At 61.8% G+C, this 23,960-nt stretch carries 21 protein-coding genes, 1 tRNA gene and 2 pseudogenes; 11 read left to right on the forward strand and 13 right to left on the reverse strand.

Annotated elements, in window-relative coordinates:
- The 5 genes from HX898_RS25325 to HX898_RS25345 all read right to left on the reverse strand — a co-directional run.
- Positions 1–1,514 (reverse strand): circularly permuted type 2 ATP-grasp protein (locus HX898_RS25325; protein ID WP_180196133.1); only part of this gene is annotated, 1,514 nt, incomplete at its 3' end.
- A gap of 40 nt (positions 1,515–1,554) precedes the next feature.
- Positions 1,555–4,881 (reverse strand): transglutaminase family protein, encoded by a 3,327-nt coding sequence (locus HX898_RS25330; RefSeq protein WP_180196134.1) that lies wholly within the window; start codon positions 4,879–4,881, stop codon positions 1,555–1,557.
- 103 nt (positions 4,882–4,984) lie between these two features.
- Entirely contained in the window at positions 4,985–6,367 is a 1,383-nt protein-coding gene (locus HX898_RS25335; RefSeq protein ID WP_138333343.1) for a sensor histidine kinase, read from the reverse strand.
- The gene (locus HX898_RS25340) at positions 6,364–7,041 is read right to left on the reverse strand and encodes a response regulator transcription factor (protein WP_003542898.1); all 678 of its coding nucleotides are present in this window, start codon (positions 7,039–7,041) and stop codon (positions 6,364–6,366) included. Before HX898_RS25340 ends, HX898_RS25335 begins: the two co-directional genes overlap by 4 nt.
- A gap of 197 nt (positions 7,042–7,238) precedes the next feature.
- Entirely contained in the window at positions 7,239–9,107 is a 1,869-nt protein-coding gene (locus tag HX898_RS25345) for an adenylate/guanylate cyclase domain-containing protein (RefSeq protein ID WP_138333345.1), read from the reverse strand.
- A gap of 433 nt (positions 9,108–9,540) precedes the next feature.
- Here HX898_RS25345 and HX898_RS25350 point away from each other — a divergent pair, with 433 nt between their 5' ends.
- Positions 9,541–10,407, forward strand: coding sequence for an ornithine carbamoyltransferase (locus HX898_RS25350; RefSeq protein ID WP_180196135.1), 867 nt, complete (start codon positions 9,541–9,543; stop codon positions 10,405–10,407).
- 123 nt (positions 10,408–10,530) lie between these two features.
- Here the strand turns inward: HX898_RS25350 and HX898_RS25355 are convergent.
- Positions 10,531–10,909: pseudogene (locus HX898_RS25355) on the reverse strand (transposase); the annotation flags it as partial.
- A 171-nt stretch (positions 10,910–11,080) separates the two neighbouring features.
- Between HX898_RS25355 and HX898_RS25360 the strand changes: the two are divergent.
- From HX898_RS25360 to HX898_RS25385, 7 genes and pseudogenes are all read left to right on the forward strand, one after another.
- Positions 11,081–11,566, forward strand: coding sequence for a hypothetical protein (locus HX898_RS25360; protein ID WP_020487030.1), 486 nt, complete (start codon positions 11,081–11,083; stop codon positions 11,564–11,566).
- Between the two features lie 221 nt (positions 11,567–11,787).
- Positions 11,788–11,955 (forward strand): annotated as a pseudogene (locus tag HX898_RS33350) (ornithine carbamoyltransferase); the annotation flags it as partial.
- Positions 11,956–12,018: 63 nt separating this feature from the next.
- Positions 12,019–13,065: an ABC transporter substrate-binding protein gene (locus tag HX898_RS25365; RefSeq protein ID WP_029871889.1), complete on the forward strand. Its 1,047-nt coding sequence runs from the start codon at positions 12,019–12,021 to the stop codon at positions 13,063–13,065.
- Positions 13,066–13,447: 382 nt separating this feature from the next.
- Positions 13,448–14,392: a tripartite tricarboxylate transporter substrate binding protein gene (locus tag HX898_RS25370; RefSeq protein ID WP_011653512.1), complete on the forward strand. Its 945-nt coding sequence runs from the start codon at positions 13,448–13,450 to the stop codon at positions 14,390–14,392.
- A complete protein-coding gene (locus HX898_RS25375) occupies positions 14,389–14,880 on the forward strand; it encodes a tripartite tricarboxylate transporter TctB family protein (protein WP_138333351.1) in 492 nt (163 codons plus the stop codon). The genes HX898_RS25370 and HX898_RS25375 overlap by 4 nt, the downstream gene beginning before the upstream one ends.
- Before the next feature lie 88 nt (positions 14,881–14,968).
- Positions 14,969–16,486, forward strand: a complete 1,518-nt coding sequence (locus HX898_RS25380; RefSeq protein ID WP_011653510.1) for a tripartite tricarboxylate transporter permease — start codon at positions 14,969–14,971, stop codon at positions 16,484–16,486.
- Between the two features lie 157 nt (positions 16,487–16,643).
- Positions 16,644–16,814: a hypothetical protein gene (locus HX898_RS25385; protein WP_003542890.1), complete on the forward strand. Its 171-nt coding sequence runs from the start codon at positions 16,644–16,646 to the stop codon at positions 16,812–16,814.
- Between the two features lie 99 nt (positions 16,815–16,913).
- Here the strand turns inward: HX898_RS25385 and HX898_RS25390 are convergent, their stop codons facing one another.
- Entirely contained in the window at positions 16,914–18,005 is a 1,092-nt protein-coding gene (locus tag HX898_RS25390) for a DUF475 domain-containing protein (protein ID WP_180196137.1), read from the reverse strand.
- A 354-nt stretch (positions 18,006–18,359) separates the two neighbouring features.
- On the opposite strand from HX898_RS25390, the gene HX898_RS25395 reads away from it, so the two are divergent.
- Together HX898_RS25395 and HX898_RS25400 are read left to right on the forward strand one after the other, a co-directional pair.
- On the forward strand, positions 18,360–18,590 hold the full coding sequence (locus HX898_RS25395) for a hypothetical protein (RefSeq protein WP_011653508.1): 231 nt from the start codon (positions 18,360–18,362) through the stop codon (positions 18,588–18,590).
- Positions 18,591–18,647: 57 nt separating this feature from the next.
- Complete coding sequence (locus HX898_RS25400; protein ID WP_171600653.1) at positions 18,648–18,824, forward strand: hypothetical protein; 177 nt, start codon at positions 18,648–18,650, stop codon at positions 18,822–18,824.
- A gap of 60 nt (positions 18,825–18,884) precedes the next feature.
- Here the strand turns inward: HX898_RS25400 and HX898_RS25405 are convergent, their stop codons facing one another.
- Positions 18,885–19,397, reverse strand: coding sequence for an MgtC/SapB family protein (locus HX898_RS25405; protein ID WP_180196138.1), 513 nt, complete (start codon positions 19,395–19,397; stop codon positions 18,885–18,887).
- Positions 19,398–19,628: 231 nt separating this feature from the next.
- On the opposite strand from HX898_RS25405, the gene HX898_RS25410 reads away from it, so the two are divergent.
- Entirely contained in the window at positions 19,629–20,342 is a 714-nt protein-coding gene (locus HX898_RS25410; protein WP_138333353.1) for a hypothetical protein, read from the forward strand.
- A gap of 6 nt (positions 20,343–20,348) precedes the next feature.
- On the opposite strand, the gene HX898_RS25415 is transcribed toward HX898_RS25410, so the two are convergent.
- The 5 genes from HX898_RS25415 to cpdR1 all read right to left on the reverse strand — a co-directional run bounded on the left by HX898_RS25415 (position 20,349) and on the right by cpdR1 (position 23,813).
- Positions 20,349–20,861, reverse strand: a complete 513-nt coding sequence (locus HX898_RS25415; protein WP_171600721.1) for a hypothetical protein — start codon at positions 20,859–20,861, stop codon at positions 20,349–20,351.
- A gap of 435 nt (positions 20,862–21,296) precedes the next feature.
- A complete protein-coding gene (locus tag HX898_RS25420; RefSeq protein WP_180196139.1) occupies positions 21,297–22,340 on the reverse strand; it encodes a porin in 1,044 nt (347 codons plus the stop codon).
- Between the two features lie 571 nt (positions 22,341–22,911).
- Positions 22,912–23,106: a hypothetical protein gene (locus tag HX898_RS33565; protein WP_138333355.1), complete on the reverse strand. Its 195-nt coding sequence runs from the start codon at positions 23,104–23,106 to the stop codon at positions 22,912–22,914.
- Positions 23,107–23,291: 185 nt separating this feature from the next.
- Positions 23,292–23,366: transfer RNA gene (locus HX898_RS25425), tRNA-Val, on the reverse strand.
- 84 nt (positions 23,367–23,450) lie between these two features.
- Positions 23,451–23,813, reverse strand: coding sequence for a response regulator CpdR1 (gene cpdR1, locus HX898_RS25430; protein WP_003542883.1), 363 nt, complete (start codon positions 23,811–23,813; stop codon positions 23,451–23,453).
- Positions 23,814–23,960: the final 147 nt, after the last annotated feature.

The raw sequence follows: 23,960 nt of genomic DNA on the forward strand, positions 1-23,960 counted from the left end.
CTGACCGGCTTGTCGCTGACGATCCAGACGTCGGCGGCCGCTCCGCCCGACTGCATGGCGATCGCCGCGACATCGGCGCCGGAGCCGATGCGGGCAAAACCTCCGGGCATGATCTGCCAGCCGTCTGCCGTGCGGGCAGCGAAAACGCGCAGTGACATCGGCCGCGGCACGAGCTTGCCGTCCACCCAGGCGGGCGTCGTCGACAGCGTGACGACCTCCTGGCCGACCAGTTTCGGGCCGTCCGAACTCAGCCAGTCGGTGATGGAATCCTTGGCGGCCGCACGCAGCGACGAGCCGAGTACGGACTCGCCGTTGTCGTCGAAGAAGGGTGCCCGGGAATAGGCCGGGCCGATCACCATCTTCTCGATGTTCTTTGCGACGTGCTCGCGCTCTTCCTTCTGACCGCACCACCAGGTGGCGATCGACGGCAGTTGCAGATCCTCCCCCAGCAGACGGTGGCAGATGGTCGGCATGAAGGCCAGAAGCGCCCGGGTTTCGAGAACGCCGGTGCCGAGCGCATTGACGATGGTGACGCTTTCGGCGCGCAGCGCTTCCACCAGGCCGGGCGTGCCGATATGCGAATTCTGGTTCAGCTCCAGCGGGTCGGCAAAGGCCGAATCGAGACGGCGCCAGAGCACGCCGATCGGCTTCAGGCCGGCGACGGTGCGCACCATGACGCGGCCCTTGACGACGGTCAGGTCCTCGCCCTCGAGCAGCATGAGACCGAGATAGCGGGCGATATAGGCGTGCTCGTAGTAGGTCTCGTTGGCGGGGCCTGGTGTCAGCACGGCGATGCGGTCGTCGCCCGAATGTTTCATGCCCTGAAGTGCGTCACGGAAAGCGCCAAAGAAGGAGGCGAGGCGGTGGACCGGGGTTTCGGCGTAGATATCCGAGAAGGCCCGGGTCGTCGCGACGCGGCTTTCCAGCGCGAAACCGGCGCCTGACGGTGCCTGCGTCCTGTCGGCCAGCACCCACCAGTTGCCGTCAGGTCCGCGGCCGATCTCGAAGGCGCAGAAATGCAGATAATGGCCGGAGCCCGGCCGGATGCCGGCGAGCGGGCGCTGGAATTCGGGATTGGCGGCCATCAGCGCCGGCGGCAGGACCCCTTCCTCCACCAGCCGGTTGTCGCCGTAGATATCGGCAACGATCGCCTCCAGCAGGTCGGCGCGCTGGACGAGGCCTGCCGACAGCGTCTTCCATTCGCGCTCGTCGATCAGCACCGGGATATGCGAAATCGGCCAGGCGCGTTCGCCGGTGCCCTTGCTGCCATAGGCGCGGTAGAAGACGCCGGCATCGCGCAGGTAGCGGTCGGCGCGGGCAAAACGCTCAGTGAGATCCTTTTCCGGCATTGCGCTCAGATGCGAGAGAAAACGCTGCCAGACCGGGCGGACCGCGCCTTTGTTGTCGACCATCTCGTCAGCGGTGCCAGGAAGCGGTGCATAGTCGAAGGCCGCGCCCTTGCCGATGCGGTCCTCTGCCTCTCCCCTGCGCTCCGCTGCCGGCCTCTTACCCATCAAAACTGAAACCCTAACCCCCCGGCCCTAACCTTTGGCCTTAAATTCCGGCGGGCCGCCGCAGATCCAGCGTCAGCGGGAATTCCGGCGAACCCGTCTCGACGCGCGGAATGTATCCGCCCGCCGTATGCCCCCACGGCTCGAAGCGGGTGAGTCGTCTTGCTTCCGCCTCGTTACCGTTGACCGGGAAAGTGTCATAGGTCCGGCCACCCGGATGGGCAACATGATAGATGCAGCCGCCGATCGAACGCTTCGACCATGTATCATAAATGTCGAAAGTCAAAGGCGTGTTGATCGGCAGGACGGGATGCAGACCGGAGGACGGTTGCCACGCCTTGTAACGGACGCCGGCGACCGACACGCCAGCGGTGCCGGTCGGCGTCAGCGGCAGGGTGCGGCCATTGCAGGTGACGGTGTAACGCGCGGTATTGCTGGTTTCGAGCCGCACCTGAAGGCGCTCGACGGAGCTGTCGACGTAGCGGGCGGTGCCGCCCGGCGCGCCTTCCTCGCCCATCACATGCCATGGCTCCAGCGCCTGGCGCAGTTCCAGCTTCGAGCCCTCATATTCGACTTCGCCGCAGAAGGGGAAGCGGAATTCGAGCTGGGCCTTGAACCATTCCGGGCTGACGTCGAAGCCGTTTTGGCGAAGGTCGGCGAGCACGTCGAGGAAGTCGGCCCAGACGAAATGCGGCAGCATGAAGCGGTCGTGCAGGGTCGTGCCCCAGCGGACGAATTTGCCGTCGACGGGGTTGACCCAGAAGCGGGCGATCAGCGCGCGCACCAGCAATTGCTGGGCAAGCGACATGCGCGCGTTCGGCGGCATCTCGAAGCCGCGGAACTCGATGAGGCCGAGCCGTCCGGTCGGACCGTCCGGCGAGAACAGCTTGTCGATGCAGATCTCGGCGCGGTGGGTGTTGCCGGTGACATCGGTCAAAAGGTTGCGGAACAGGCGATCGACAAGCCAAGGCAGCGGCTGCTGGCCGCGGCCGGGGGCTCCGATCTGCGCCATGGCGATCTCCAGCTCATAGAGGCTGTCGTGGCGAGCCTCGTCGATGCGTGGCGCTTGGCTGGTCGGGCCGATGAACATGCCGGAGAAGAGGTAGGAGAGCGAGGGATGGCGCTGCCAGTGGAGGATAACGCTCTTCAAGAGGTCGGGACGGCGCAGGAAGGGGCTGTTGTTCGGATTGGCCGCGCCTACGACGACATGGTTGCCGCCGCCGGTGCCGGTATGGCGACCGTCGATCATGAACTTGTCGGCGCCAAGCCGGGTGGCGCGCGCCTCCTCGTAGATCGCCGTTGTGATGTCGACGCAGTCCTTCCAGTTCGAGGCCGGATGAATGTTGACCTCGATGACACCGGGATCCGGGGCGACGCGGATGACGTTGATGCGCTCGTCCTGCGGCGGCGGGTAACCTTCGATATGGACGGGAAGCTTGAGCTCGGCAGCGGCGTTTTCGGCTGCGGCGATCAGCTCGAGATAATCCTCGATGCGCTCGACCGGCGGCATGAAGACGCAGAGCCTGCCGTCGCGCGGCTCGACCGACATCGCGGTGCGCACGGCGCCGCGAAGTTCGCCGAGCGTCTGTTCGATCCGGCCGCGATTGCTCTCGTCGGCATGGAAAGAGGCTTCCGGCATGGCCCGCCCGGCCGGTACGAAGACATCAGGCAGCGGTTCGCGCGGGATCGTCGGATCGGCCGGGTGGATATAGGGATAACGCGCCGGGGGAACATAGGGCAGCGTGCCGAGCGGCAGGCGGTAACCGATCGGACTGTCGCCCGGGACGAGGAAGATCTTGCCGCGGCGGGTGCGCCATTTCTCGCTGACCCAGACTCGGCTTTCCGCTGCCTTGGCGTTCCATGCCTGGACCGGAAGGATGTAACCGGTCGCGACGGTCAGGCCGCGGGCGAAGACGCGGGCGATGCGGTTGCGTTCCTCAGGATCCTTCAGCTTCGAATTCGCCGGATCGACATTTTCGGGAAGGTTGCCTTCCTTGATGATCCAATCGGCCGGATCCTCATAGGCCGGCTGCACCATGTCGGGCTTGATCGCCAGTTCCTTAGCGATCGCCGTCAAGAGCTTCTCGGCATCCTCGGCGGTGACGCCGGTATCCTTGCCTTCGGCGGCGACCAGATCGAGGTTCTGCCAGACCGGCTTGCCGTCGCGGCGCCAGTAGAGCGAGAAGGTCCAGCGCGGCAGGCTTTCGCCCGGATACCATTTGCCCTGGCCGTAATGCAGGAAACCGCCGGGGGCGAAGCGTTCTTGCAGCTTGCGGATCAGGATGTCGGCCTTTTCGCGCTTGGTCGGGCCGACGGCGGCGGTGTTCCACTCCTCGGACTGGAAATCGTCGATCGAAACGAAGGTCGGTTCGCCACCCATCGTCAGATGTACGTCCTCGGCTTCGAGGATACGATCGACCTTCTCGCCGAGTTCGTTGAGCTCCTCCCAGCTTTCATCGGAAAAGGGTTTGGTGATGCGCGGGTGCTCGGCGACGCGCGAGACCTTCATGTCGAAGGCGAATTCGGTTTCGGCCTCGCCGAAATAACCGCCGGAAATCGGAGCGGCGTTGCGATAATGCGGCGTGGCGGCAAGCGGGATGTGGCTTTCGCCGGTCAGCAGGCCAGAAGTCGGATCCAGGCCGACCCAGCCGGCGCCGGGCAGATAGACCTCAGCCCAGGCATGCAGGTCGGTGAAATCGACTTCGGTGCCGGAGGGACCGTCGAGCGCCTTCAGGTCCGGCGTCAGCTGGATGAGGTAGCCGGAGACGAAACGGGCGGCGAGGCCGAGATGGCGAAGGATCTGAACGAGCAGCCAGCTGGTGTCGCGGCAGGAACCCTTGGCGCTTTCCAGCGTCTCCTCCGGCGTCTGCACACCGGTTTCCATGCGGATGACATAGCCGATCTGCCGCTGCAGGCGGGCATTCAGGCCGACGACCATGTCGACTGTCGGCTGGTTGGGCGACCAGTCGAGCGTCGGCAGCAGCGCCTTGAGGCGCGGACCGGCCGGCTCCGGCGTCATGTAGATCGACAGATCTTCCTGGATCGTTTCAGGGTATCCGAAGGGCCACTTGGTTGCCTCTTCCTCGACGAAGAAGTCGAAGGGATTGTAGACCGTCATGTCGGCGACGAGATCGACCTCGATCTTGAATTCGGTCACCGGGTCCGGAAAGACGTAGCGGGCAAGGTAATTGCCGTACGGATCCTGCTGCAGGTTGACGAAATGGTTGGAGGGCGTGACCTTCAGCGAGTGGCTGAGCACCCGTGTCTTCGAATGCGAGGCAGGTTTCAGCCGGATGATCTGTGGGCCGAGGCGGACCGGCTTGTCATAGGTATAATGCGTCAGATGATAGATGCTGGCTTTGATCGACATATTTCTCTTTTTATCCGGCTCGCATCGTCGTGCGGCTTGCTGTTCCCGAAAATCAGTGTGTGCAATGCAGCGAAAGAAAGCAAGGCGGAAAGGTCGACGGTTCTTACGCTGCCTTGGCAAAGGTGACTGCCGCCTTCAGGCCCTTGCCACCGGTGCCCGGCCCCAGCGTCAGGTCGGCGTTGAAAAGATTGGCGATTTCTTCGACGATCGGCAGGCCGAGGCCGGCGCCGGGCGCACCGGACTCATTGCCGCGCGAAAAGCGCCGGCGCACCGCCTCCAGCTTCTCGGGCGGGATGCCGGGACCGTTGTCCTCGACTTCGAGGCGGATCGTCTCTGGCGCGGCGATGATACGGACGGTGACCTCAGCTCCCTTGCCGGCATAGGCGATGGCATTGCCGGCAAGGTTGCGCAGCATTTCGCCGATCAGCAGCGGCTCGGCGCGAACCATCGCCGGGCTCTCGCCCTCGAAGCCGAGATCGATGCCGGCGACGGCGGCCGTCGGGATCTGCTCGCCGGTGATTTCCTGGGCGATGGCGGCGAGATCGATGGCGGAAGCGGTCAGCGCCTCCTTGGCAGTGGCAGCGTCGATCTTGGCCATCAGGAGAAGCTGGGCAAGGATGCGCTCGGCGTGCGCTACCGCCTGGTCGCCCTTCAGTGCTGCCGCCTGCGCCTCATCAAGCGAGCCGGCACGGGCGGAAAGGGCGAGCTGGGTGCGGATGATCGCCAGCGGGGTGCGCAGCTGATGGCTGGCATTGCCGGTGAAATGGCGGAGCGCATCGAGCGCCGACTGCAGGCGGACCATGAAGGAATTCACCGTATCGACCAGCGGCTCGACCTCGCTCGGCACGGTCTGCTTGATCGGATGCAGGTCATCGGGGCTGCGTTCACCGATGGCGTCGCCAAGCTTGTAGAGCGGGCGCAGAGCCACCGTGACCGAGATCCAGACGATAACGGCCGCGCCCGCGATCATGAAGGCGAGACGGAGTGCGGATCGGACGAGGATCGCCTGCGCCAACTGCCGGCGGGCGATGGTGGTTTCGGCGACCGTCACCACGAAGGGCACGGAGCGGATGCCCGTCGAGGCCGAGCGCTCGAGTGTGGCGATGCGGATCGGCTCGCCGCGGAAGCTATCATCGGCGAAGGCGGCGGCATCGCCCGGCGTCTTCTTGAGGACCGGCAGGGACTGGTAGCCGGTGATGAATTGGCCCGGCGGTCCGTCGACGCGGTAGAAGACGCGATCCTGCGCGGCCGAGGTCAGCATCTCAAGTGCGACATAGGGGATATCGACCTGTAGCGTGCCGTCCTCGGCGACGACGACGCGCTCGGCGATCGCCAGCGCGGAACCGGCGAGCACGCGGTCGGAGACGATATTGGAGGTCTGGACCGCCTCGCGATAGGTATCGGCGAGTGCCAGCGTGCCGATGACGGCGGTGGAGACGAGCAACCAGAAGAGCAGCCGGCGCCTGAGGGAATAGGCGGCTTTCATGAGGCCTCGGGCAGCTTGTCGAGATAATAGCCGATGCCGCGGGCGGTCTTGACGGTCAGGCCGTGCGGCGACAAGCGCTTACGCAGGCGGCTGACATATTGCTCGATGGCGTTTGCGGAAATGTCGTCGTCGAAGGCCGTCAGCGATTGAATGATCGCCTCCTTTGCGACGACCTTGCCGGCCCGCATGAAGAGGATTTCGAGCAGGCCGAGCTCGCGGGCGGGAATATCGAGCGGCGTGGCGCCTGATGAAAAGGTGCGGGAATTGAGATCGAAGGAGATGCCGCCGAAGCCGACGGTCGCCGAGCGCAGCCCGGCCTGGCGGCGCAGCAGCACGCGCACGCGGGCCTCGAATTCGGCGATATCGAAGGGCTTGATCAGATAATCGTCAGCGCCGAGATCGAGCCCTTTCACCCGCTCTTCCGGCGTGCCGCGCGCCGTCAGGATGAGGACGGCCGCCTGGTTCTGCCGGGCGCGCATGGCGCGCAGCACGTCGAGCCCGTCCATCTCGGGCAGGTTGAGGTCGAGGATCACCAGATCGAAATTTTCCGCTGCGATGACCGCATTGGCAGACGCCCCATCATGGACGACATCGACGGCATGGCCCGTGCCGCGCAAGATCGCCGACAGGCCGTCGGCCAGCGCGATATTGTCTTCGGTGAGCAGGATGCGCACGGATGTTTCCCCTGTTTTTCAAGGGAGATTACAGAGATGAAGCCGGGATGTCACAGCGATTTTCAAGCTTACAGCGCCGCGCGTCCTTCAGACGCGCAAGGACGCTGTAACACTTTGAATCTACGCATCGTGCTTTCCGAAAATCGATTCCGATTTTCGGGCCGATGCGTCAGTGAACGGCCGGGAAAGGTCCGACCTCAACTCCCGGTCCTTTCGATCCGTTCGCGCTGCATCATTGCGGCGGTGAGCAGCTTCCGGAAGCGGGGATCGTCGCGGATGTTGTCGAGATCGGAATCATTGTCGAACCATTTGATATGGTAGACGGAGCTGTTCGGCAGCAGCTTCTCCAGCAGATCGATCGCCTCGTCGACGTCGCCGAGAACGGAATAGACGCAGGCGAGATTATACTGCGCGACGATGTCGTCGGGATCGATGGCGATCGCACGGGCCGCCCAGTCGCGTGCCCTTGCCGCATCGCCCATATGGGCGAGCGCCAGCGCGCCGCGATGGGCAGGGCCGGAATTTTCCGGGTTGAGGTTGAGGGCGCGTTCGGCGCGCAGCAGGCCGAGGCGCGCCCAGTTTTCTGTATCCAGCACCCGGCCGAGCGAGCGATAGGCGGACATCAGATGAATCGGCGAGACGTAGTCATCAGAGCGGATTGCGGCGGCGCGGGTGAAATATTGCACGGATTCGGCGAAGTTGCCGTGCATGAAGAAGAACCGGGCATAGTGGAAATTCGCCTCGAAGAGGTTCGGGTCGAGCGCCAGGGCACGTTCGAAGGCTGCCGCCGCCCTGTCGTCATAGCCACTCTGATGCAGGGCGAGACCATGGGAGGCGTGTGCTTCGGGAAGGTCAGGATCCAGCGCCAGGGCGCGGGCGCTCATCTCGAGGATGCGCCTCAGCGGCACGTCGTCAGGCGCCCAATCGCGGATCGCCGCGTCGCAATCGGCGATGCCGGCATAGGCGCGGGCATAATCCGGATCGAGCTCGACCGCCTTGCAGAACATGCGCCTCGCGAGCTGCAGATAGGATTTGGTCCAGGTGTGGGAGAGCTGGCGGCCCCTGAGATAATAGGTATAGGCCTCGACATTGGCGGTCGGCTCGTTGGCGATCGCCTTCTTCTCTTCCGGCAGCAGACGCACCTTCAACTGGCCGACGATCGCATGGGTAATCTCGTCCTGGATGGCGAAGATATCGGTCATGTCGCGGTCGTAACGTTCGGCCCAGAGATGGTCGCCATTGGCGGTGTCGATCAGCTGACCGGAAATGCGCACGCGATTGCCGACGATGCGCACGCTTCCCTCGAGCACGTAGCGCACGCCAAGCTCCTGAGCGAGCCGCTTCACCTTTACCGATATGCCCTTGTAGGTGAAAATGGTGTTGCGCGGCACGACGTGCAGGCTGGAGATCTTGGAGAGATCGGTGATGATGTCTTCGGTAATGCCATCGGAGAAGTAATCCTGGTCGGCATCGCCGCTCATATTGGTAAAGGGCAGCACCGCGATGAAGCAGGTGTTGCGGTTCTGCGCGACCAATCTGGCGGAGGAAGGCGGCGCCAAGCTGACGGTATAGACCTGAACGGGCTGCCTGATGTTCTTCAGCATATGTTCGCCGATGAATTCGAAGCCGAGATTGAGGCGCGAACCGACCTGGTCGCGCACCGAGGCCGACACGGCGATGCCGCCCGGCGCTGCGATGCGCTCGAGCCTGGCGGCGAGATTGACCCCGTCTCCGAATATGTCGCCGTTCTCGACCACGACGTCGCCGAGATTGATGCCGATACGGAATTCGACGCGCTCGTCCTGGGGCACGTTCTCGTTACGGGCCGCCATGCTGCGCTGGATTTCGGCGGCGCAGGCGACCGCATTCACCACGCTCTGGAATTCGGCAAGGATGCCGTCGCCGGTGAGTTTGACGATACGGCCCTTGTAGTCTGAAATCCGAATGTCGACCAGCTCGCAGCGATGGCGGTTCAGAGCCTGCAACGTGCCGGATTCATCGATGCCCATCAGTCGGCTATAGCCAACGACATCCGCAGCGAGAATAGCGCTCAGTCGTCGTTCCATGACCCCTCCGATGGATCTTCCCAGTTTAGTCTAGCTTTTTATAGAGTTTTTGTCGCGTAAAGTCGTCCCCCGAATAATAAATTCGGGCGGTCTCGACGTTTTTAACACGGCAGCGCGACCATATAACGTCGTCGATCTTCATCAATACTCTAAACGGGTGAAGGAAGGAGCCAATCCCTAATCCTTTGTGATGAAAAGACAATTCACATCGGAGAAACGGAGTGTTCTGCTGTGGCCGACACTTCCCGGGTCGGCATCATAAAAGCGATCGCCGATCGATTTAAGGCTTGAGCCGGACCCAGGGCATGGCTTGGAAGACGAATCGCGAAGCTATGCAACGCGGTATGCAACGTGATTCGCGGTTGCTTGGGCGATTGCTGTGAGGCCAGCGAAGGGTATTGTGGCGACGTTTCATACCTGACGGAGATTTTGGATGACAGGTTCGGCCCGGAATTTTCTGGAGTTTCATGACATTCCGGAGGCCGGGCTTCGATCGATTGTCGCTCGCGCCGGTGACCTTGCCAAAGCCTGGGATGAGCGTGCGATGCCGCAGAGCCTTGCGGGAAAACGCGTCGCGCTGATTGTCGACGACGGCGGCTGGCGCAATACCACCGCCTTCGATCTCGGCATCCAGGCGATGGGCGGCATCTGCGCGCATGTGCCCGGCTTCAATGCCAGGGAGGAAATCGGCGATCTCTCGGGTTATCTCGGCAACTGGTTCGATATGCTGGTGATCCGCACGAAGGAATTTGCGACATTGAAGGCGGTGGTGGCAGCCTCGCCGGTGCCTGTCATCAATGCGCGCACACGCTCCAATCATCCCTGCGAGACGCTCGGCGATCTTGCCTATATCAACAGCCGGCGCAGCTCGATCGACGGGTTGAAGGTCGTTGGCGTGGCGGCGGACGCAAATATCCTCCGCTCCTGGGCCGAAGCGTCGATCGCATTGCCGATTAAGGTGGTGCAGGTCTATCCCGAACGCTGGCACATCGGCGACGCCGCGCTGATCAATAAGCGCTTCCGCGTGAGCACCGATATGGGCGAGCTAACGGATGCCGACGTTATCATCACCGATTCATGGCCGAGTGACGCCACTTGGGAGGCGCTCGCCGGCTACCGGATCGGGACCGATGTGCTCGATCGTTTGCGGGAGGATGCGATCTTCCTGCCGTGCCCGCCGGTTACGCGCGGCCAGGAGGTGACGGCGGAGGCGATGGCGCATCCGCTCTGCCAAAGTCGCGCCGCCAAGGCCTTTCTGTTGCACGCGCAGAATGCGTTGATGGAGTGGGTCGCGACCTAGAGCGATTCAGCTTTTAACGGAAGCGCAGAACCGCTCTATCCTTTTGTCTTTACGCAATTCCCGGCAAAAGCGCTTCGCGCTTTGCCTGGGAAAACCGCTACACACTTTTCCTGCCTCGTTGAGCGATGGCGTTGGATATGATTTTGCCATCTTGGCTCTTGCGTGCTGTGTTGAGAACATCCATCGGATGCGATGACCCTTTCGGTGCGGCGTCGCAGCCAGGTCCGGACCTCGGTTTCAAGGCTGTCGCGACTGGCGATGCGGCGGTCAAGACATTGGCGGCACAGGACGCCGATCTCGATCTCGACCATATTGAGCCAATTGGCGTGCTTGGGCGTGTAGTGGAACTCCAGACGTCGCAAAATCCGGCGCTCCTCGGCGGCTGGGAAGGTCTGATAGACGGCGGAGGTCGTGTGGGTTGATAGGTTATCCATCACGACACGAACCTTGTCGGCGCCGGGATAGTCGACGTCGACAAGGCGCGCATGCAGATGGCCAAGTCCTCATTGGCGCGGCGGCACCGCCGTCTTCTGGAGCCCATCGGCAACATTCCACCAGCCGAAGCTGAAGAACGATACTACGTCATGCTGGACGCGCCAGCCATGGCCGCATAGCTTAAACCAAACGGTCTCCGGCAAACCCGGGCGGTTCCCCTTGAACGAGAGAACACACAATGCTTGGTTTCCTACGACGCAAAGCAGAGCCGGACCCATCACCCAAAATCCTGCGGGTTCCGTCGAAAAAGTTCAACGCCGCTGTGGGTGCTGCTATGGCGGCCATTCATGAGTTAGAGGAGATCACGACACGCGCAAAGTCTCGGATGAGCGATCAAAAGAGACCAATCGGGCAAGGAGACCTTGAGGAAGTCCTACGAATGCTGTCCGATGCAAAGCGGCGAATTGATAGTGAAATGGAAGATGAAATAGCAAAATCTGACGATCAAGGTGACACTGAATGGAACAAGGACGGATATGATCTACTTGTGGCTCCAACTTTTCGAATGGCCAACTCACCCCAGGAAATAATTGATCTTACGTTGAGAGCTTCAGACGGTGGCGCTAAGAGTGCCCGATTGGTGTATCAACTGGTAATTGCAGAGATGGATGTTGCTGTTGCGCGTTATTATGTGACGCTAAACACAGGCATCAAAACTGAATAGGAGCAAACCAGCTCAAATGTGGTTTGGATGCATAGGGGACACCTAGGTCGCGAAGTTGGGTCGCCTAGTAGGTAAAGTGCTCCCCGACCCCAAATGCCACTCAGCCCGCCCGCGTTCGCCCAGAGAATGGCTTCCTCCGTCGGCCCAATCCCGCTCCTTGAGCTCCCGGATGGCGATGGACGCCTTGTCGGCCAATGCAGTGAGTTTGTCGATCAGGGTATCTGCTCGATCGTTTGTCGGAGGGTGCGATCTCCCTGCCGTGCCCGCCGGTTCGGCGCGGCGAGGAGGTAACGGCGGGGGCGATGGAACATCCGCTCTGCCGAAGCCGTATCGCCAAGGCTTTTCTGCTGCATGCGCAGAATGCGCTGATGGAGTGGGTCGCTGCCTAGTCCGGCGCCCTTGCTCCTCTGGGCGCGCTCAGGCATTGTTGCGGCATGAGGAGAGTTTTCATCTTGCTGCTGGCGTTCTGGCCGGGCTTCGCGCTAGCCGATCAGGCCTTCTATCCGGCGAAGTCGGGCAATGCCGATGCGCCGGTGCTGACGGTTTATTCCTCGCTCGACGAGCCCCTGGCGCAGCCGATGATCCGGGGTTTCCTGGACGCCAATCCCGATATCGCAGTCAAATATGAGGACATGCTGACCGGCGACATCTACGACCGGATCGTCCGGGAGACGGATGACGGCAAGAAGACGGCGGATTTCGCCTTCTCCTCGGCGATGGACCTGCAGGTGAAGCTTTCCAACGACGGATATGCACAGGTCAGCAACCTGCCGATGAGTGCTGCATGGCCGAAATGGGCGAACTGGCGCAACACCGCCTATGCGCTCACCTTCGAGCCGGCGGTGTTCGTCTATCACAAGCCGAGCTTTGCGCATGAGCCGGTGCCGAGTTCGCGGGCTGAATTCGTCGACTATCTGAAGCGCAAGGGCAACGAGGTCTATGGGCGGATCGGCACCTACGACATCGAGCGTTCCGGCGTCGGCTTTCTTTTCATGGCGCGCGACCAGGAGCAGTTCGGCGATATCTGGTCGGTGATCGGGGCGATGGGGGCTGCCGGCGTCAAGCTTTATTCGACGAGTTCGGCGATCCTCGAACGCGTTGCCGACGGGCGCTTCGTGCTCGGCTACAATATTCTCGGCTCCTATGCGGCCGATTGGGCCTCGCGCTATCCCGATGTCGGCATCGTGCTGCCGAAGGATTATACCGTGGTGATGTCGCGGATCGGGCTGGTGCCGCAGGCCGCCGCCGAGCCGGAGCTTGGTCGGCGTTACCTCACCTTCTTCATGTCGAGGGAAGGGCAGACGATCATGGCGCGCGAGCTGCAGATCCCGGCCGTCAGCCCCGAGGTGGCAGGAGAGAATACCGCCAATACGCTGCAGGAACTGCTCGGCGCCCAACTGCGACCGGTGCCGGTCAGCCCCGGGCTGATGGTCTATCTCGACCAGGTGAAACGGGCGCGGCTGATTGCGCACTGGAATGAGGTTCTGCGGACGCAGTGAAGGCGTCAGCTTTCAGCCGGTTCACCCTCCTTGCAGAGCTTTGGATCGCTCCGCCTGTAGCTCTCGCCAGATGAGGCTCGCGGCCATACTTCGTGGCCGCTGGAAGTACTGGTCATCCGGCAGCGAAGAACCGGGATTTAGATCCGCGCCTGCCAATTACGGCAAAAAAGTGTCGTCTCCTTCTGGATATCTCGCCGATGTCAGCTAAATGACAGGTTGTTGTGGTCGCTTTGGCTACTTCTTCTCCGTGGAGGCGGAGAGTTGAAGCCTTGGGAGGTATTCCGCTCGTCATTCAGGACGCTTGCGTCCGCTGGCCGGCCATTCCTCCCGATTCCCTTGAGAATAACAGGCGGTTTGCTCAGCCGCCGACGGAGGACACATCGTGAAGCATACGTTCATCGCAACCCTTCTTGCAGCGACCATCGCGCTGCCGGCCTATGCGGCCGATTACACCATCATCGCGCCCGCCGCTCCCGGCGGCGGCTGGGACCAGACGGCCCGTTCGCTGCAGACCGCGCTGCAGCAGGAGAAGATCTCCGGCAACGTGCAGGTCCAGAACGTCCCGGGCGCCGGCGGCACCATCGGCCTTGCGCAGTTCAGCAGCCAGGCTGCCGGCAACCCGAATTCGCTGATCGTCGGCGGCTATGTCATGGTCGGCGCGATCCTCACCAACAAGTCGCCGGTGACGCTCAAGGATGTCACGCCGATCGCCCGCCTGACCGGCGAGTATGAGGCTGTCGTCGTTCCTGCCGCGTCCGAGATCAAGACCATGGCCGATCTGGTCGCGGCTCTGAAGAAGGATCCGGGTGCGGTTTCCTGGGGCGGCGGCTCTGCCGGCGGCACCGACCACATCGCCGTCGGCCTGATCGCCAAGGCTTCCGGCGTCGATCCGACGAAGATCAACTATGTCGCCTTCTCCGGCGGCGGTGAAGCGCTCGCCGCTATTCTCGGCGGCCAGGTCACGGCCGGCGTCTCGAGCTATAGCGAGTTCGAATCGCAGGTGAAGTCAGGCACGCTCCGTCTTCTCGCCGTATCCAGCGAAAAGCGTATCGACGGTGTCGATGCCCCGACACTGAAGGAAGCCGGCACCGACGTCATCATCCAGAACTGGCGCATGGTTGCTGCTGCCCCCGGCCTGTCGGCAGAGCAGGTGGCAGCCGTCACCGCCGATTTCGAGAAGCTGCACAGCTCCGCCACCTGGCAGGAAACGCTGAAGACCAAGGGCTGGGCCGACACCTATCTGTCCGGCGATGCCTTCAAGGCGCAGCTCGAAAAGGATGTCTCGGCCACTGAAGGCATTCTCAAAGACATCGGACTTGTTCAATGAGCGAGGATAACGCCTCCTCGGCAACCGAACGCCGCCCTGATTGGGCGGCGTTCATCATTGCCGTTTTCCTCTTCGCCATCGCCGGCGTGATGGCCTGGGATGCGTCGCATCTGAAAACGATTGCGCAGTACGACCGCATCGGTCCGGCGACAGTGCCTCAAGTGGTGGCGTTCGGCCTCTTCTGTCTCGGGATCTGGACCGCCTTCGAAGCCTGGCGCGGCGATTTTCCCGAACGTGACCGGCAGGAAGTCGCACCCGTCATCTGGATCGTCGCCGGTCTTGCCGGCCAGATGCTGCTTTTGCGCGTCGCCGGCTTCTCGATTGCGACAGGCGTGCTGTTTGCGCTGACGGCACGCGGCTTCGGCAAACGCAAGCTCTGGATCTCGCTGCCACTTGGCATCGTCTTCAGCTTCGTCGTCTGGGCGATCTTCTCGCAGCTGCTGCAGCTGACACTGCCGGCCGGCCCGCTCGAACATCTGTTCTTCTGACCGCGCGGGACGCGCTGTCAGCTCTTTTGATTTTGCGCGGCGCCCGGTTGCGAAACGCACGGCCGGAAATGCCGCTTGGGACACCAAGATGAGCACATTCGAATTCCTATGGCAGGGTATCCTGGTTGCGATGCAGCCGATGAACCTGATTTATGCGATGGTCGGCGTGACGCTCGGCACCGCCGTCGGCGTGCTTCCCGGCATCGGCCCGGCTCTCACCGTGGCGCTGCTGCTGCCCGTCACCTACAAGCTCGATCCGGGCGGCTCGCTGATCATGTTCGCCGGCATCTATTACGGCGGTATGTATGGCGGTTCGACGACCTCGATCCTGCTCAACACGCCAGGCGAAAGCGCCTCGATCGTCACCGCACTCGAGGGTAACAAGATGGCGCGCGCCGGACGCGGCGGACCGGCGCTGGCGACAGCGGCGATCGGCTCCTTCGTCGCCGGCCTGATCGCCACGCTCGGGCTTGCCTTCATCGCGCCTTACATCGTCAAGCTGGCGCTGGTCTTCGGGCCGCGCGAGTATTTCGCGCTGATGGTGCTTGCCTTCGTCACCGTTTCATCGGCCTTCGGCGATTCGGCATTAAGGGGTCTGACCTCGCTGTTCATCGGCTTTGCGCTCGCCATGGTCGGCATCGATCAGCAGACCGGGCAGGCCAGGCTTTCCTTCGGCATTCCCGACCTGCTCGACGGTATCGAGGTGACGACGCTGGCCGTGGCGATGTTTGCGATCGGCGAGACGCTTTATATCGCGGCGCAGGGCAACCGGATCGCCGAGAAGGTCGAGGCGGTCAAGGGTTCGCTCTGGATGAACGCGGAGGACTGGTCACGCTCGTGGAAGCCGTGGCTGCGCGGCACGCTGATCGGTTTCCCGATCGGCGCGATGCCGGCGGGCGGCGCCGAAATCGGCACGTTCCTCTCCTATGCGACCGAAAAGCGGCTGGCGAAAAACCCGGAAGAGTTCGGCCATGGCGCGATTGAAGGCGTAGCCGGTCCCGAGGCGGCGAACAACGCATCTGCCGCCGGCACGCTGGTGCCGCTTCTGACGCTCGGCCTGCCGACGACGGCAACGGCGGCGATCATGCTTGCCGGCTTCCAGCAATACGGGCTGCAGCCGGGGCCGCTGCTGTTTGCCACCAATCCGCAGCTCGTCTGGGGGCTGATCGCCAGCCTGCTCATCGCGAATGCGATGCTCTTGGTGCTGAACCTGCCGATGATCGGGCTCTGGGTGCGGCTGCTGACCGTTCCGAAGCCGTGGCTCTATGCCGGCATTCTGCTGTTTGCGACGCTCGGGACGATCGGCGCCAATCCGTCGGTGTTCGAGCTCGGCATGCTGCTCGCCTTCGGTCTGCTCGGCTATGTGATGCGGCTCTTCGGCTATCCGATCGCGCCTGCCGTGGTCGGCCTGATCCTCGGGCCGCTTGCCGAACAGCAGCTGCGCCGGGCGCTGGCGATCAGCCAGGGCGACGTCACGACGCTGGTGATGTCGCCAATCGCGGCAGGCCTGCTTATCGTTGCAGCGGCCGCCTTCCTCATCCCGCTGATCCTGCGGTTGCGCGGCAGGGGACAGGTGCTCTCGCAGCTGGCGGCAAACGAAGACTAAAAGAAAAAGACGACCCACCCCCTCCCTCGAGGTCGGCCATGGAGACATGCGCCGGCCTCCTGTTTTTGCATGGCTGAGGTGATTTTCTGAGCATTGTGGAGGTCTATGCGCGATGCCATCTATGAATAGTCAATCATAGAGCAAGAGGAAAAGGACAATGTCCGCACTTCGCAATTCAGTCCGTACTGGCTTCTTTGGCCGCGCATTCGCCGTCCTTGGTGCAGCAAACGCCGTCAGCGCTGCTGTCGAAGCCGGCCGCCGCCCGCGTGCCAATGACCTCACCACACTCGGTATCGACCCAGCCTCCTTCGGTCAGGTCTCCCGCTAAGACCTTCAAGCCATGCATGAATGAATTAGCCCGCAACCGGATGGTCGCGGGCTTTATTTTTAGCTGCATGGGCGTCGCGCACTGCGGCTTCTTACATCGTCAGGCGCGAAGCTCCTCCTGCCGGGCGCCGTGATCCTCCACCCTTTCGCGTCTGTTGTGGCGGATGGACGACCAGAGGGACAGGCCGATCAAGGCCGCGCCGCCGAGCCCGGTGATAACCTCGGGGATATGCACCAGGGTCTGCGCATACATGATCACCGAGAGGATCAGGATGGCGTAGAAGGCGCCATGCTCGAGATAGCGGTATTCGGCAAGCGTTCCCTTATCCACCAGCATAATCGTCATCGAGCGCACGTACATGGCGCCGATGCCGAGGCCGATCGCGATGACGAAGAGGTTCTGCGTCAGCGCGAAGGCGCCGATGACGCCGTCGAAGGAAAAGCTCGCATCCAGTACCTCCAGATAGATGAAGGCGCCAAGACCGCCCTTGGCGGCAGCACTCATCGTCTTTTGCGATGCATCGAGCAGTCCTCCGACCACCTCGACCGCGAGGAAGGTGAGCAGGCCGTAGAGGGCGCAATTGACGAAGACGGTCGCTTCCTCCCCGCCGATCAGCCAGGAGAAAACCAGCATCAGCGCCAACACGACGGCGATTTCGATACCCTTGATGGCGGCCGAACGCGCCATCACCCTTTCCAGGCCGGGAAGCCAGTGGATTTCCTTCTTGTAGTCAAAGAAGTAGTTGAGGCCGACCATCATCAGGAAGGTGCCGCCGAAGGCTGCGATCGGCAGATGTGCGTCGTTCATGATGCGGGCATATTCGGCCGGCTCGCGTGCGGCAAGCACCAGAGCATCCCAGGGGCCGATCTGTGCCGCGATCGCGACGATTGCCAGCGGGAAGACGATGCGCATGCCGAAGACGGCGATGATGATGCCCCAGGTGAGGAAGCGCTGCTGCCAGACCGGCGTCATCTCCTTCAGCTTGTTGGCGTTGACGATGGCATTATCGAAGGAGAGCGAGATCTCCAGCACCGCCAGCACCGTGCAGATGAAGAAGACGGTCGCCATGCCGCCGATCGTGCCGGTCGTCTGCCAGCCGAGTACCGCGCCGAGAACGAGGCCGAGGGCAGTGACGATGAAAGCCCAGCGGAAATAGCTGAGCGAGGATTTATGGGTCACGGGTTGATTCATGGCCGCACCTCGCGGCCGCAAATCGTGTTGAAGAGGGTCGATATAGTGGAAAAACGCGGCACGCCACAACGGGCACGCGGGTCAGGCATGGTGAGCTTGTTCATCGATGAAAAATCCGCCGGCTAAGCTGCAGGCGGTACCGACATCACGAGAGCGCCGTAAAAACTCTCGCCAGAGGGGCCCGGCACCAAAGTTCCCCGTCAGCCGATGTCTGGAAGGCTGCGGGATAGGCACTAGGTAATGAACTTCGCGGGCCAGTCAAGGCCGGTCGTCACACCGCGATTGGGTGATTTTTTTTGGAACCATCCTGATGCCCGCCCGTTAGGCTCTGGTTGAGCTTAAAAAAGGAGGCCGATGATGCACACTTCGACCCATCTTCCCGACAAACGCACGGAGGCGTCCGACCGCATGAAGCGGGCGAAGCCGAACCGCATGCAGAAGGCGCAGGTGCTGCCGCCGCATCATGTCGACCTGACGCTGACACCCGGTGTCTACCACGACATTCACGTGCCGGCCCATGTTACCGGCGCCGATCTTTCCAAGGGTGGCCCTGACATCAAGGGCAATGCAGAGACCAAGAAATAACGGGTATTCCGGAAGCCTCCGGCGCTGACGGTAGATTTGAAACAGGGTGAGAAACATATGACGATCAACTTTGTGCCCCGCGAGATCTTCATCCGGCACGAAAATGAATGGCAGGCCATACGCGAGGCGGCGGACGAGCGCGTCGATATCGGCAAACGCCAGAAGCCGCTCTTCGCCATCGGCGGCACGGCTTCGGTTGGGAAAAGCGATCCTTCGGCAACACGCGCTGAATGACCGACAGACAATGACGCCGACAACACTAGCGCCCGGCATGATACCGGGCGCTTTGTTTTTCTATTTGTGTTCATCGCGATCGACACGCTGTCCGGAATTAAAGCCGAATCGTTGTTCGAGTTTACCGAAGGCGAAGAGTACGCAGATGGCGACGATCGTCGTGAAGAAAGCGATCGGCCAATAGCCGAAGCCCATGGCGAGGCCGATGGCGCCGGAGAGCCACATGCCGGCGCCCGTCGTCAGCCCTTGCACCCGACCTCTTGCAAAGACGATCATGCCGGCGGCAAGAAAGGCGACGCCGGCGGTCACGGCCTCGATGACACGTAGCGGATCGATGCGCACCTGCTCGCCATCGGTAAAACCCGGCATGTGCACTGCCTCGATCGAGATGATGGCGAAGAGGGCAGCGGCAAGACTGATCAGAATATGGGTGCGGAAGCCTGCCGGGCGGTCGCGGGCCTCACGCTCGAAGCCGATCAGCCCGCCGAAGACGATGGCGCCGAAGAGGCGGGCGAAAATGACGGGATAGTGGATACGCGACTCCGGTATTATGTCGGCGATAATAAGATCCATGGATTTTTCCCCCAGAAAGATGGAATTTTTCGCTGGCTAACGTCTGAGCGCGGAATTTGTTCAGCTTTTTCCCCGCTGCGTTTCGGTAGTGCCGTTAGCCTTTCCGGTGCGCGCCGGCGTGTTCATGTCATTTTAGGGAAAGTTTGGCGAACCAGGCATCATCCTGTCGCCGCGCCAACCTTTCGGAAAGGATTGGGCAGCGATAATCCCGGCCTCACGGGAATCGGACAGATGGCCAAGACAGCGACACGCGGCCGCCGCAAGGCGCCGGCGAGAGGAAAGAGCAAAGCGCGCAGCAGCGGTGGCGGATTGCTGCCCTGGGCGGTGATCGGCATTGCCGCGATCGGCGGCATCGTCGCCCACGACCATTGGAAGAGCATCCAGCCGATGCTTGCAAGACCATCGACGCCGATCACACGGGACACGGCGGAGCCGAGGCCTGTCGTCAGGAAGGACGCGCCGCCGAAGCAGGTAGCGCTTGCCGCACCCACGCCGAAAGTCGCAGTACCGCAGCCGCTGCCGCCGGCCGCGATCCCGACGCCGATGATCCAGCCGATAAAGGCAGTGCAGCCGCCGGCTTCCGATGCCGTTTCGCAAACCGGGACAGTCGCCTTCGGCTATTGCGGGCAGGGCGCCCATATCAATTGTGTCGGCGACGGTGGCGTCTTCTGGTACAAGGGCGAGAAGATCGTGATTGCCGACATGGCAAGCCCGGTGGTCGACCAGGCGCGCTGTGACGGCGAGCGCCGGGTGGCCTTTGCCGCCAAGTCGCGGCTGCTGGCGCTTCTGAACGCCGGACCCTTCACCATGAATGCGGCGGGTAAGGCCGAGCCCTCTGGCGCGCCGCGCGTCGTCTCGCGCGACGGGCGCTCTTTCGGCGCGCAACTGATCAATGAGGGCCTGGCACGCAAGCCAGGGGCCGCCGGCAGTGCCTGGTGCGCTTGAGGGCGGCTACTTACCCTTCTTCACCAGCTTGCCGCCAGTGCGGAAGCTGCCGGTGAAGGAGGAGTCCTTGCTTTCGGCGGTGCATTCGACCGCGATCGGCTTGCCGGCATAGGGATTGCCGAAAGTGCAGAAGCCGGCGACCTTGACCTCTCCGGTCATCTTGTTGCCGACACCCGTGGTGACGAGGCTGAGCGGCAGGCGGGCATTGCCATTGGAGGCAGGCTTGATGCCGCTGCCGTCGCCCTGGAAGCCCAGCGCCTTGCCATCCGAGGTGAAGATGAAGGTCACCACGCCATTGGCCAGCGTGACGCTGGCAAGCTCGTTCTTGCAGCCCTTGGTGGCGTCGAATTTGGCGACGACCAGCTTGGCGCATTTGCCGGAAAGCGTAATGACGCCGGGCGCACCAGGAAAGGTCTCTAAGGGCGCGGCCGGCGCGGCAGAGGCCGGCAAGGCCAGGACGGCGGAAAAAAGGGCGGCAGCGGCAAGCGCGTATAACTTCATTTCGATCTCAAACCCCATGTCGTGGCCCCATGTCGTAGCGAGGCGAATCACTACCTCACCCTCGGTTCGCCATGGCATGGCTCTGTGTCCGAATTTGGCGCCGTTATTGCTGAGGCGCAAAAATTTTGTCGGCCACCGGGCTCGCTCGGCGATCGGCGGCAGATGAATGAAAAGTTGGTTAAGCTTGCTGGTTACAAGGTCCGGCAATGACACAGGCTGCCGGACATCGGCAACGAACCGATGTGAAACGACAGTGGCAAGGCACTCATCGAGTGTGCCGTCTTGGACGCACGTCCGGTCAAGGGGAATGGGCCCAGGCAGGGAAGTCCAGGCCCATTCTTTCCCGATCGGAGGTCAGTCAGATCAGGAATTTGTAGCTGCCGGTCCAGAGCATAATGCCGAAAAGTGTGAACGGTTTTCGGATGACATCCTGTTCTAGCCGGCAGCCTTTTATCAGAACGCGCGCTGCAGGCGGAAGAAGCCCGAGGTAACGTCGCTAGCATTGTCCGGATCGAGGTACTGAACCGAAATCTTGGTGGAGAGGTTGTCGACGATCTGGTAATCAACCGTCAGACCGACCTTCCAGGCATCATTGTCGTCGTTGAACTCGCCAGCAGTGATGCCGTAGTTGTTGTAGTACTGAACAGCCGGGGTGATCTTCAGCTTGTCAGTCGCCTTGATGGCGTATTCAGCAGCAACAGCCCATTCAGCCTTGTTGTAGTAGGCGTTGGGGTTGCTTGCGTAGACAACTGCGAGGCCGAGCGTGCCCGGACCGACAGCAACCGTACCCATGGCGCGGACGGCGCCTTCTTCGTTGTCGGTGTCGTAACCGGCAGTGATCTGGTAGCTGAATGCACCAGCCTTGCCGCCGAGACCGACTGCAACGCCAACGTTGTTGGCGGTTTCGCCGTCATAGAACGGGCTGTCTTCCAGCTCATCAACGCTGATGCCAGCGTAGAAAGCGTCGGTTTCGTACTGATAACGGATGGAGTTATGCAGCGTTACCGGAGAACCGATATCGTCCGTTTCGCCGGAGAGACCATCGTCCCACCAGCTGTAGAACAGACCAGCGCGGAAGCCGGCGATGTCGATGTAGGCGGAGTCGAGAATGGCCTTCTGAGCCGAAGCGTTGTCAGCATTGAACTGCATGACGATAACGCCGGTCAGCGGACCATATTCGGTGTCGCTCTTGGCTGTGAACTGAACCTGACCACGCGTACGGGCGTCCCAGTCCGAGTCGTTAGCGACAGAACCACCGCCGCCGGCGCCGATCGAGCTGGCGTTCGGAGCAACGTCAACCTGGAAACGGATGTAACCGTTGATCTTGAGGCAGGTTTCGGTGCCCGGGATGTAGAAGTAGCCGGTGCCGTAGGCGTCGCAGACGCGAACGTATTCAACCGGTTCCGGCTCGGCAGCAACGATAGCGTCAGCAGCCTGAGCGCCGGATACTGCTGCAAGTGCTGCAGCGGAGCCGAGAAGAAGGCTCTTAATGTTCATGGAATAACCTCCAGTTCAGATGCAGAAGGATGAAGACCGTTGCCATCGGCAGTCCCTACGTATCTTCAACCCGTGTGAGCGAAGCGGCGCCTTTTGACCCGGTGCCTGCCTCGCCGCGGTAGTTACACAGCGGCATGTTGCGTCGCAATAACGATGTCGATCATGACAGCAGGGCGGGGCTGCTATGTTGCTGAAATAACACGCGTTTTGTCACAAACTCGTCATCCGGCCGTCACAAAACCGGCGGCTCTGGATGCTTGACCAACGAGGGGCTGAAACTTGAATACGCTAATGCAAGTGACGAGCGCGTGAGCATGTTCTCATATGCGATCGCGCCGTCGCTGCAATCAGTACGAATCGGACAAAGCCCAACGACCACTATCGTTTGCCAAGACATGCCGATGTCGGGCCACAGGTTCGAACTGGCAGTGATCGGTGACTGACGATACGTCGCCTCGACGAGAAGCGAAGAAGGTCTGGCACGCACTTTTGCTGGAATTGCTCTATTTGCCCTTTTCGCCAGCTTGCCGGCCGTCGCTCGGGCGTCAAAACGGGGAGAGCTGTCGTCTCGCTAGGGATTTTTGAAATCGTCCCAGAGGATCGCTGCCCCAGCCGCGAGGATCGTGATCGGGATCAGCCAAAGCTTGATGCTGATGGGTTCGACGACATGAAACTGCATATAACAGAAACCGAGGAGGCCAGCCCCAACCAGGGCGAGGCCGAGGATTATGGATATCGCTTTACGTGTCCGCGTTCTTTGCGTCATACGTCCCCCTATTTCCCACGTATGGGGCTATCCCACAGCCATTGAAATCCGGCCTGGATCATGGTCGCGGATCAATCACGTGCAAGCCTTCGCTCCGCAAAGTGCTGGATCTGGAGCTCGCGCCAGGCTCAGGAAAGAGAAAATCCCCAAGGCGGGGATTTGTCAACGATGTCAGGGAGATCGGATGGTGGGCGTGACAGGGATTGAACCTGTGACCCCTACGATGTCAACGTAGTGCTCTCCCGCTGAGCTACACGCCCATCCGATGGCGGCGCATAGATCACAAAACCTTTGGAGCCGTCAATAGGCTTTTTTCAGTTTTGTGACGCGCCGCCCGGCAAGCCTTACGCGGCAAGCATCTTGTTGACCTCGTCGACGAGATCGCGCAGGTGGAAAGGCTTGGAAAGGACCTTGGCATCCTTCGGCGCCTTCGAATCAGGGTTCAGCGCCACGGCGGCAAAACCGGTGATGAACATCACCTTCAGATCGGGGTCGAGCTCGGTGGCGCGGCGCGCCAACTCGATGCCGTCCATCTCGGGCATGACGATATCGGTCAGCAGCAGGGAAAACGGCTCCTCGCGCAGCCGGTCATAGGCGCTGGCGCCATTGTCATAGGAAAGGACCTTGTAGCCGGCCTTTTCGAGCGCTTTCACGAGGAAGCGGCGCATGTCGTTGTCGTCTTCGGCGAGAAGTATCTTCTGAGTCATCAATCCAGACCGCGATCCATAGGTTTTTGGTGGGCTGCCAGCCGTTTACACTAGTCTTTATCCGGTAAACAACCGGTGAATTGCCTGTGCGTGACCGCCATCCCTCCTACATAGTATGGACTTGCGGCCGGGCAACTGGCAACATGG

Source organism: Rhizobium sp. WYCCWR 11128, from assembly GCF_013416305.1.
GTDB lineage: Bacteria > Pseudomonadota > Alphaproteobacteria > Rhizobiales > Rhizobiaceae > Rhizobium > Rhizobium indicum.

What these genes read in the sequence shown, in the direction of transcription:
- HX898_RS25330 (WP_180196134.1), bottom strand. Translation starts at nt 4,881, where the DNA reads ATGTCGATCAAAGCCAGCATCTATCATCTGACGCATTATACCTATGAC.
- HX898_RS25335 (WP_138333343.1), bottom strand. Translation starts at nt 6,367, where the DNA reads ATGAAAGCCGCCTATTCCCTCAGGCGCCGGCTGCTCTTCTGGTTGCTC.
- HX898_RS25345 (WP_138333345.1), bottom strand. Translation starts at nt 9,107, where the DNA reads ATGGAACGACGACTGAGCGCTATTCTCGCTGCGGATGTCGTTGGCTAT.
- HX898_RS25350 (WP_180196135.1), top strand. Translation starts at nt 9,541, where the DNA reads ATGACAGGTTCGGCCCGGAATTTTCTGGAGTTTCATGACATTCCGGAG.
- HX898_RS25360 (WP_020487030.1), top strand. Translation starts at nt 11,081, where the DNA reads ATGCTTGGTTTCCTACGACGCAAAGCAGAGCCGGACCCATCACCCAAA.
- HX898_RS25375 (WP_138333351.1), top strand. Translation starts at nt 14,389, where the DNA reads ATGAGCGAGGATAACGCCTCCTCGGCAACCGAACGCCGCCCTGATTGG.
- HX898_RS25380 (WP_011653510.1), top strand. Translation starts at nt 14,969, where the DNA reads ATGAGCACATTCGAATTCCTATGGCAGGGTATCCTGGTTGCGATGCAG.
- HX898_RS25385 (WP_003542890.1), top strand. Translation starts at nt 16,644, where the DNA reads ATGTCCGCACTTCGCAATTCAGTCCGTACTGGCTTCTTTGGCCGCGCA.
- HX898_RS25390 (WP_180196137.1), bottom strand. Translation starts at nt 18,005, where the DNA reads ATGAATCAACCCGTGACCCATAAATCCTCGCTCAGCTATTTCCGCTGG.
- HX898_RS25395 (WP_011653508.1), top strand. Translation starts at nt 18,360, where the DNA reads ATGATGCACACTTCGACCCATCTTCCCGACAAACGCACGGAGGCGTCC.
- HX898_RS25400 (WP_171600653.1), top strand. Translation starts at nt 18,648, where the DNA reads ATGACGATCAACTTTGTGCCCCGCGAGATCTTCATCCGGCACGAAAAT.
- HX898_RS25405 (WP_180196138.1), bottom strand. Translation starts at nt 19,397, where the DNA reads ATGGATCTTATTATCGCCGACATAATACCGGAGTCGCGTATCCACTAT.
- HX898_RS25410 (WP_138333353.1), top strand. Translation starts at nt 19,629, where the DNA reads ATGGCCAAGACAGCGACACGCGGCCGCCGCAAGGCGCCGGCGAGAGGA.
- HX898_RS25415 (WP_171600721.1), bottom strand. Translation starts at nt 20,861, where the DNA reads ATGGGGTTTGAGATCGAAATGAAGTTATACGCGCTTGCCGCTGCCGCC.
- HX898_RS25420 (WP_180196139.1), bottom strand. Translation starts at nt 22,340, where the DNA reads ATGAACATTAAGAGCCTTCTTCTCGGCTCCGCTGCAGCACTTGCAGCA.
- HX898_RS33565 (WP_138333355.1), bottom strand. Translation starts at nt 23,106, where the DNA reads ATGACGCAAAGAACGCGGACACGTAAAGCGATATCCATAATCCTCGGC.
- cpdR1 (WP_003542883.1), bottom strand. Translation starts at nt 23,813, where the DNA reads ATGACTCAGAAGATACTTCTCGCCGAAGACGACAACGACATGCGCCGC.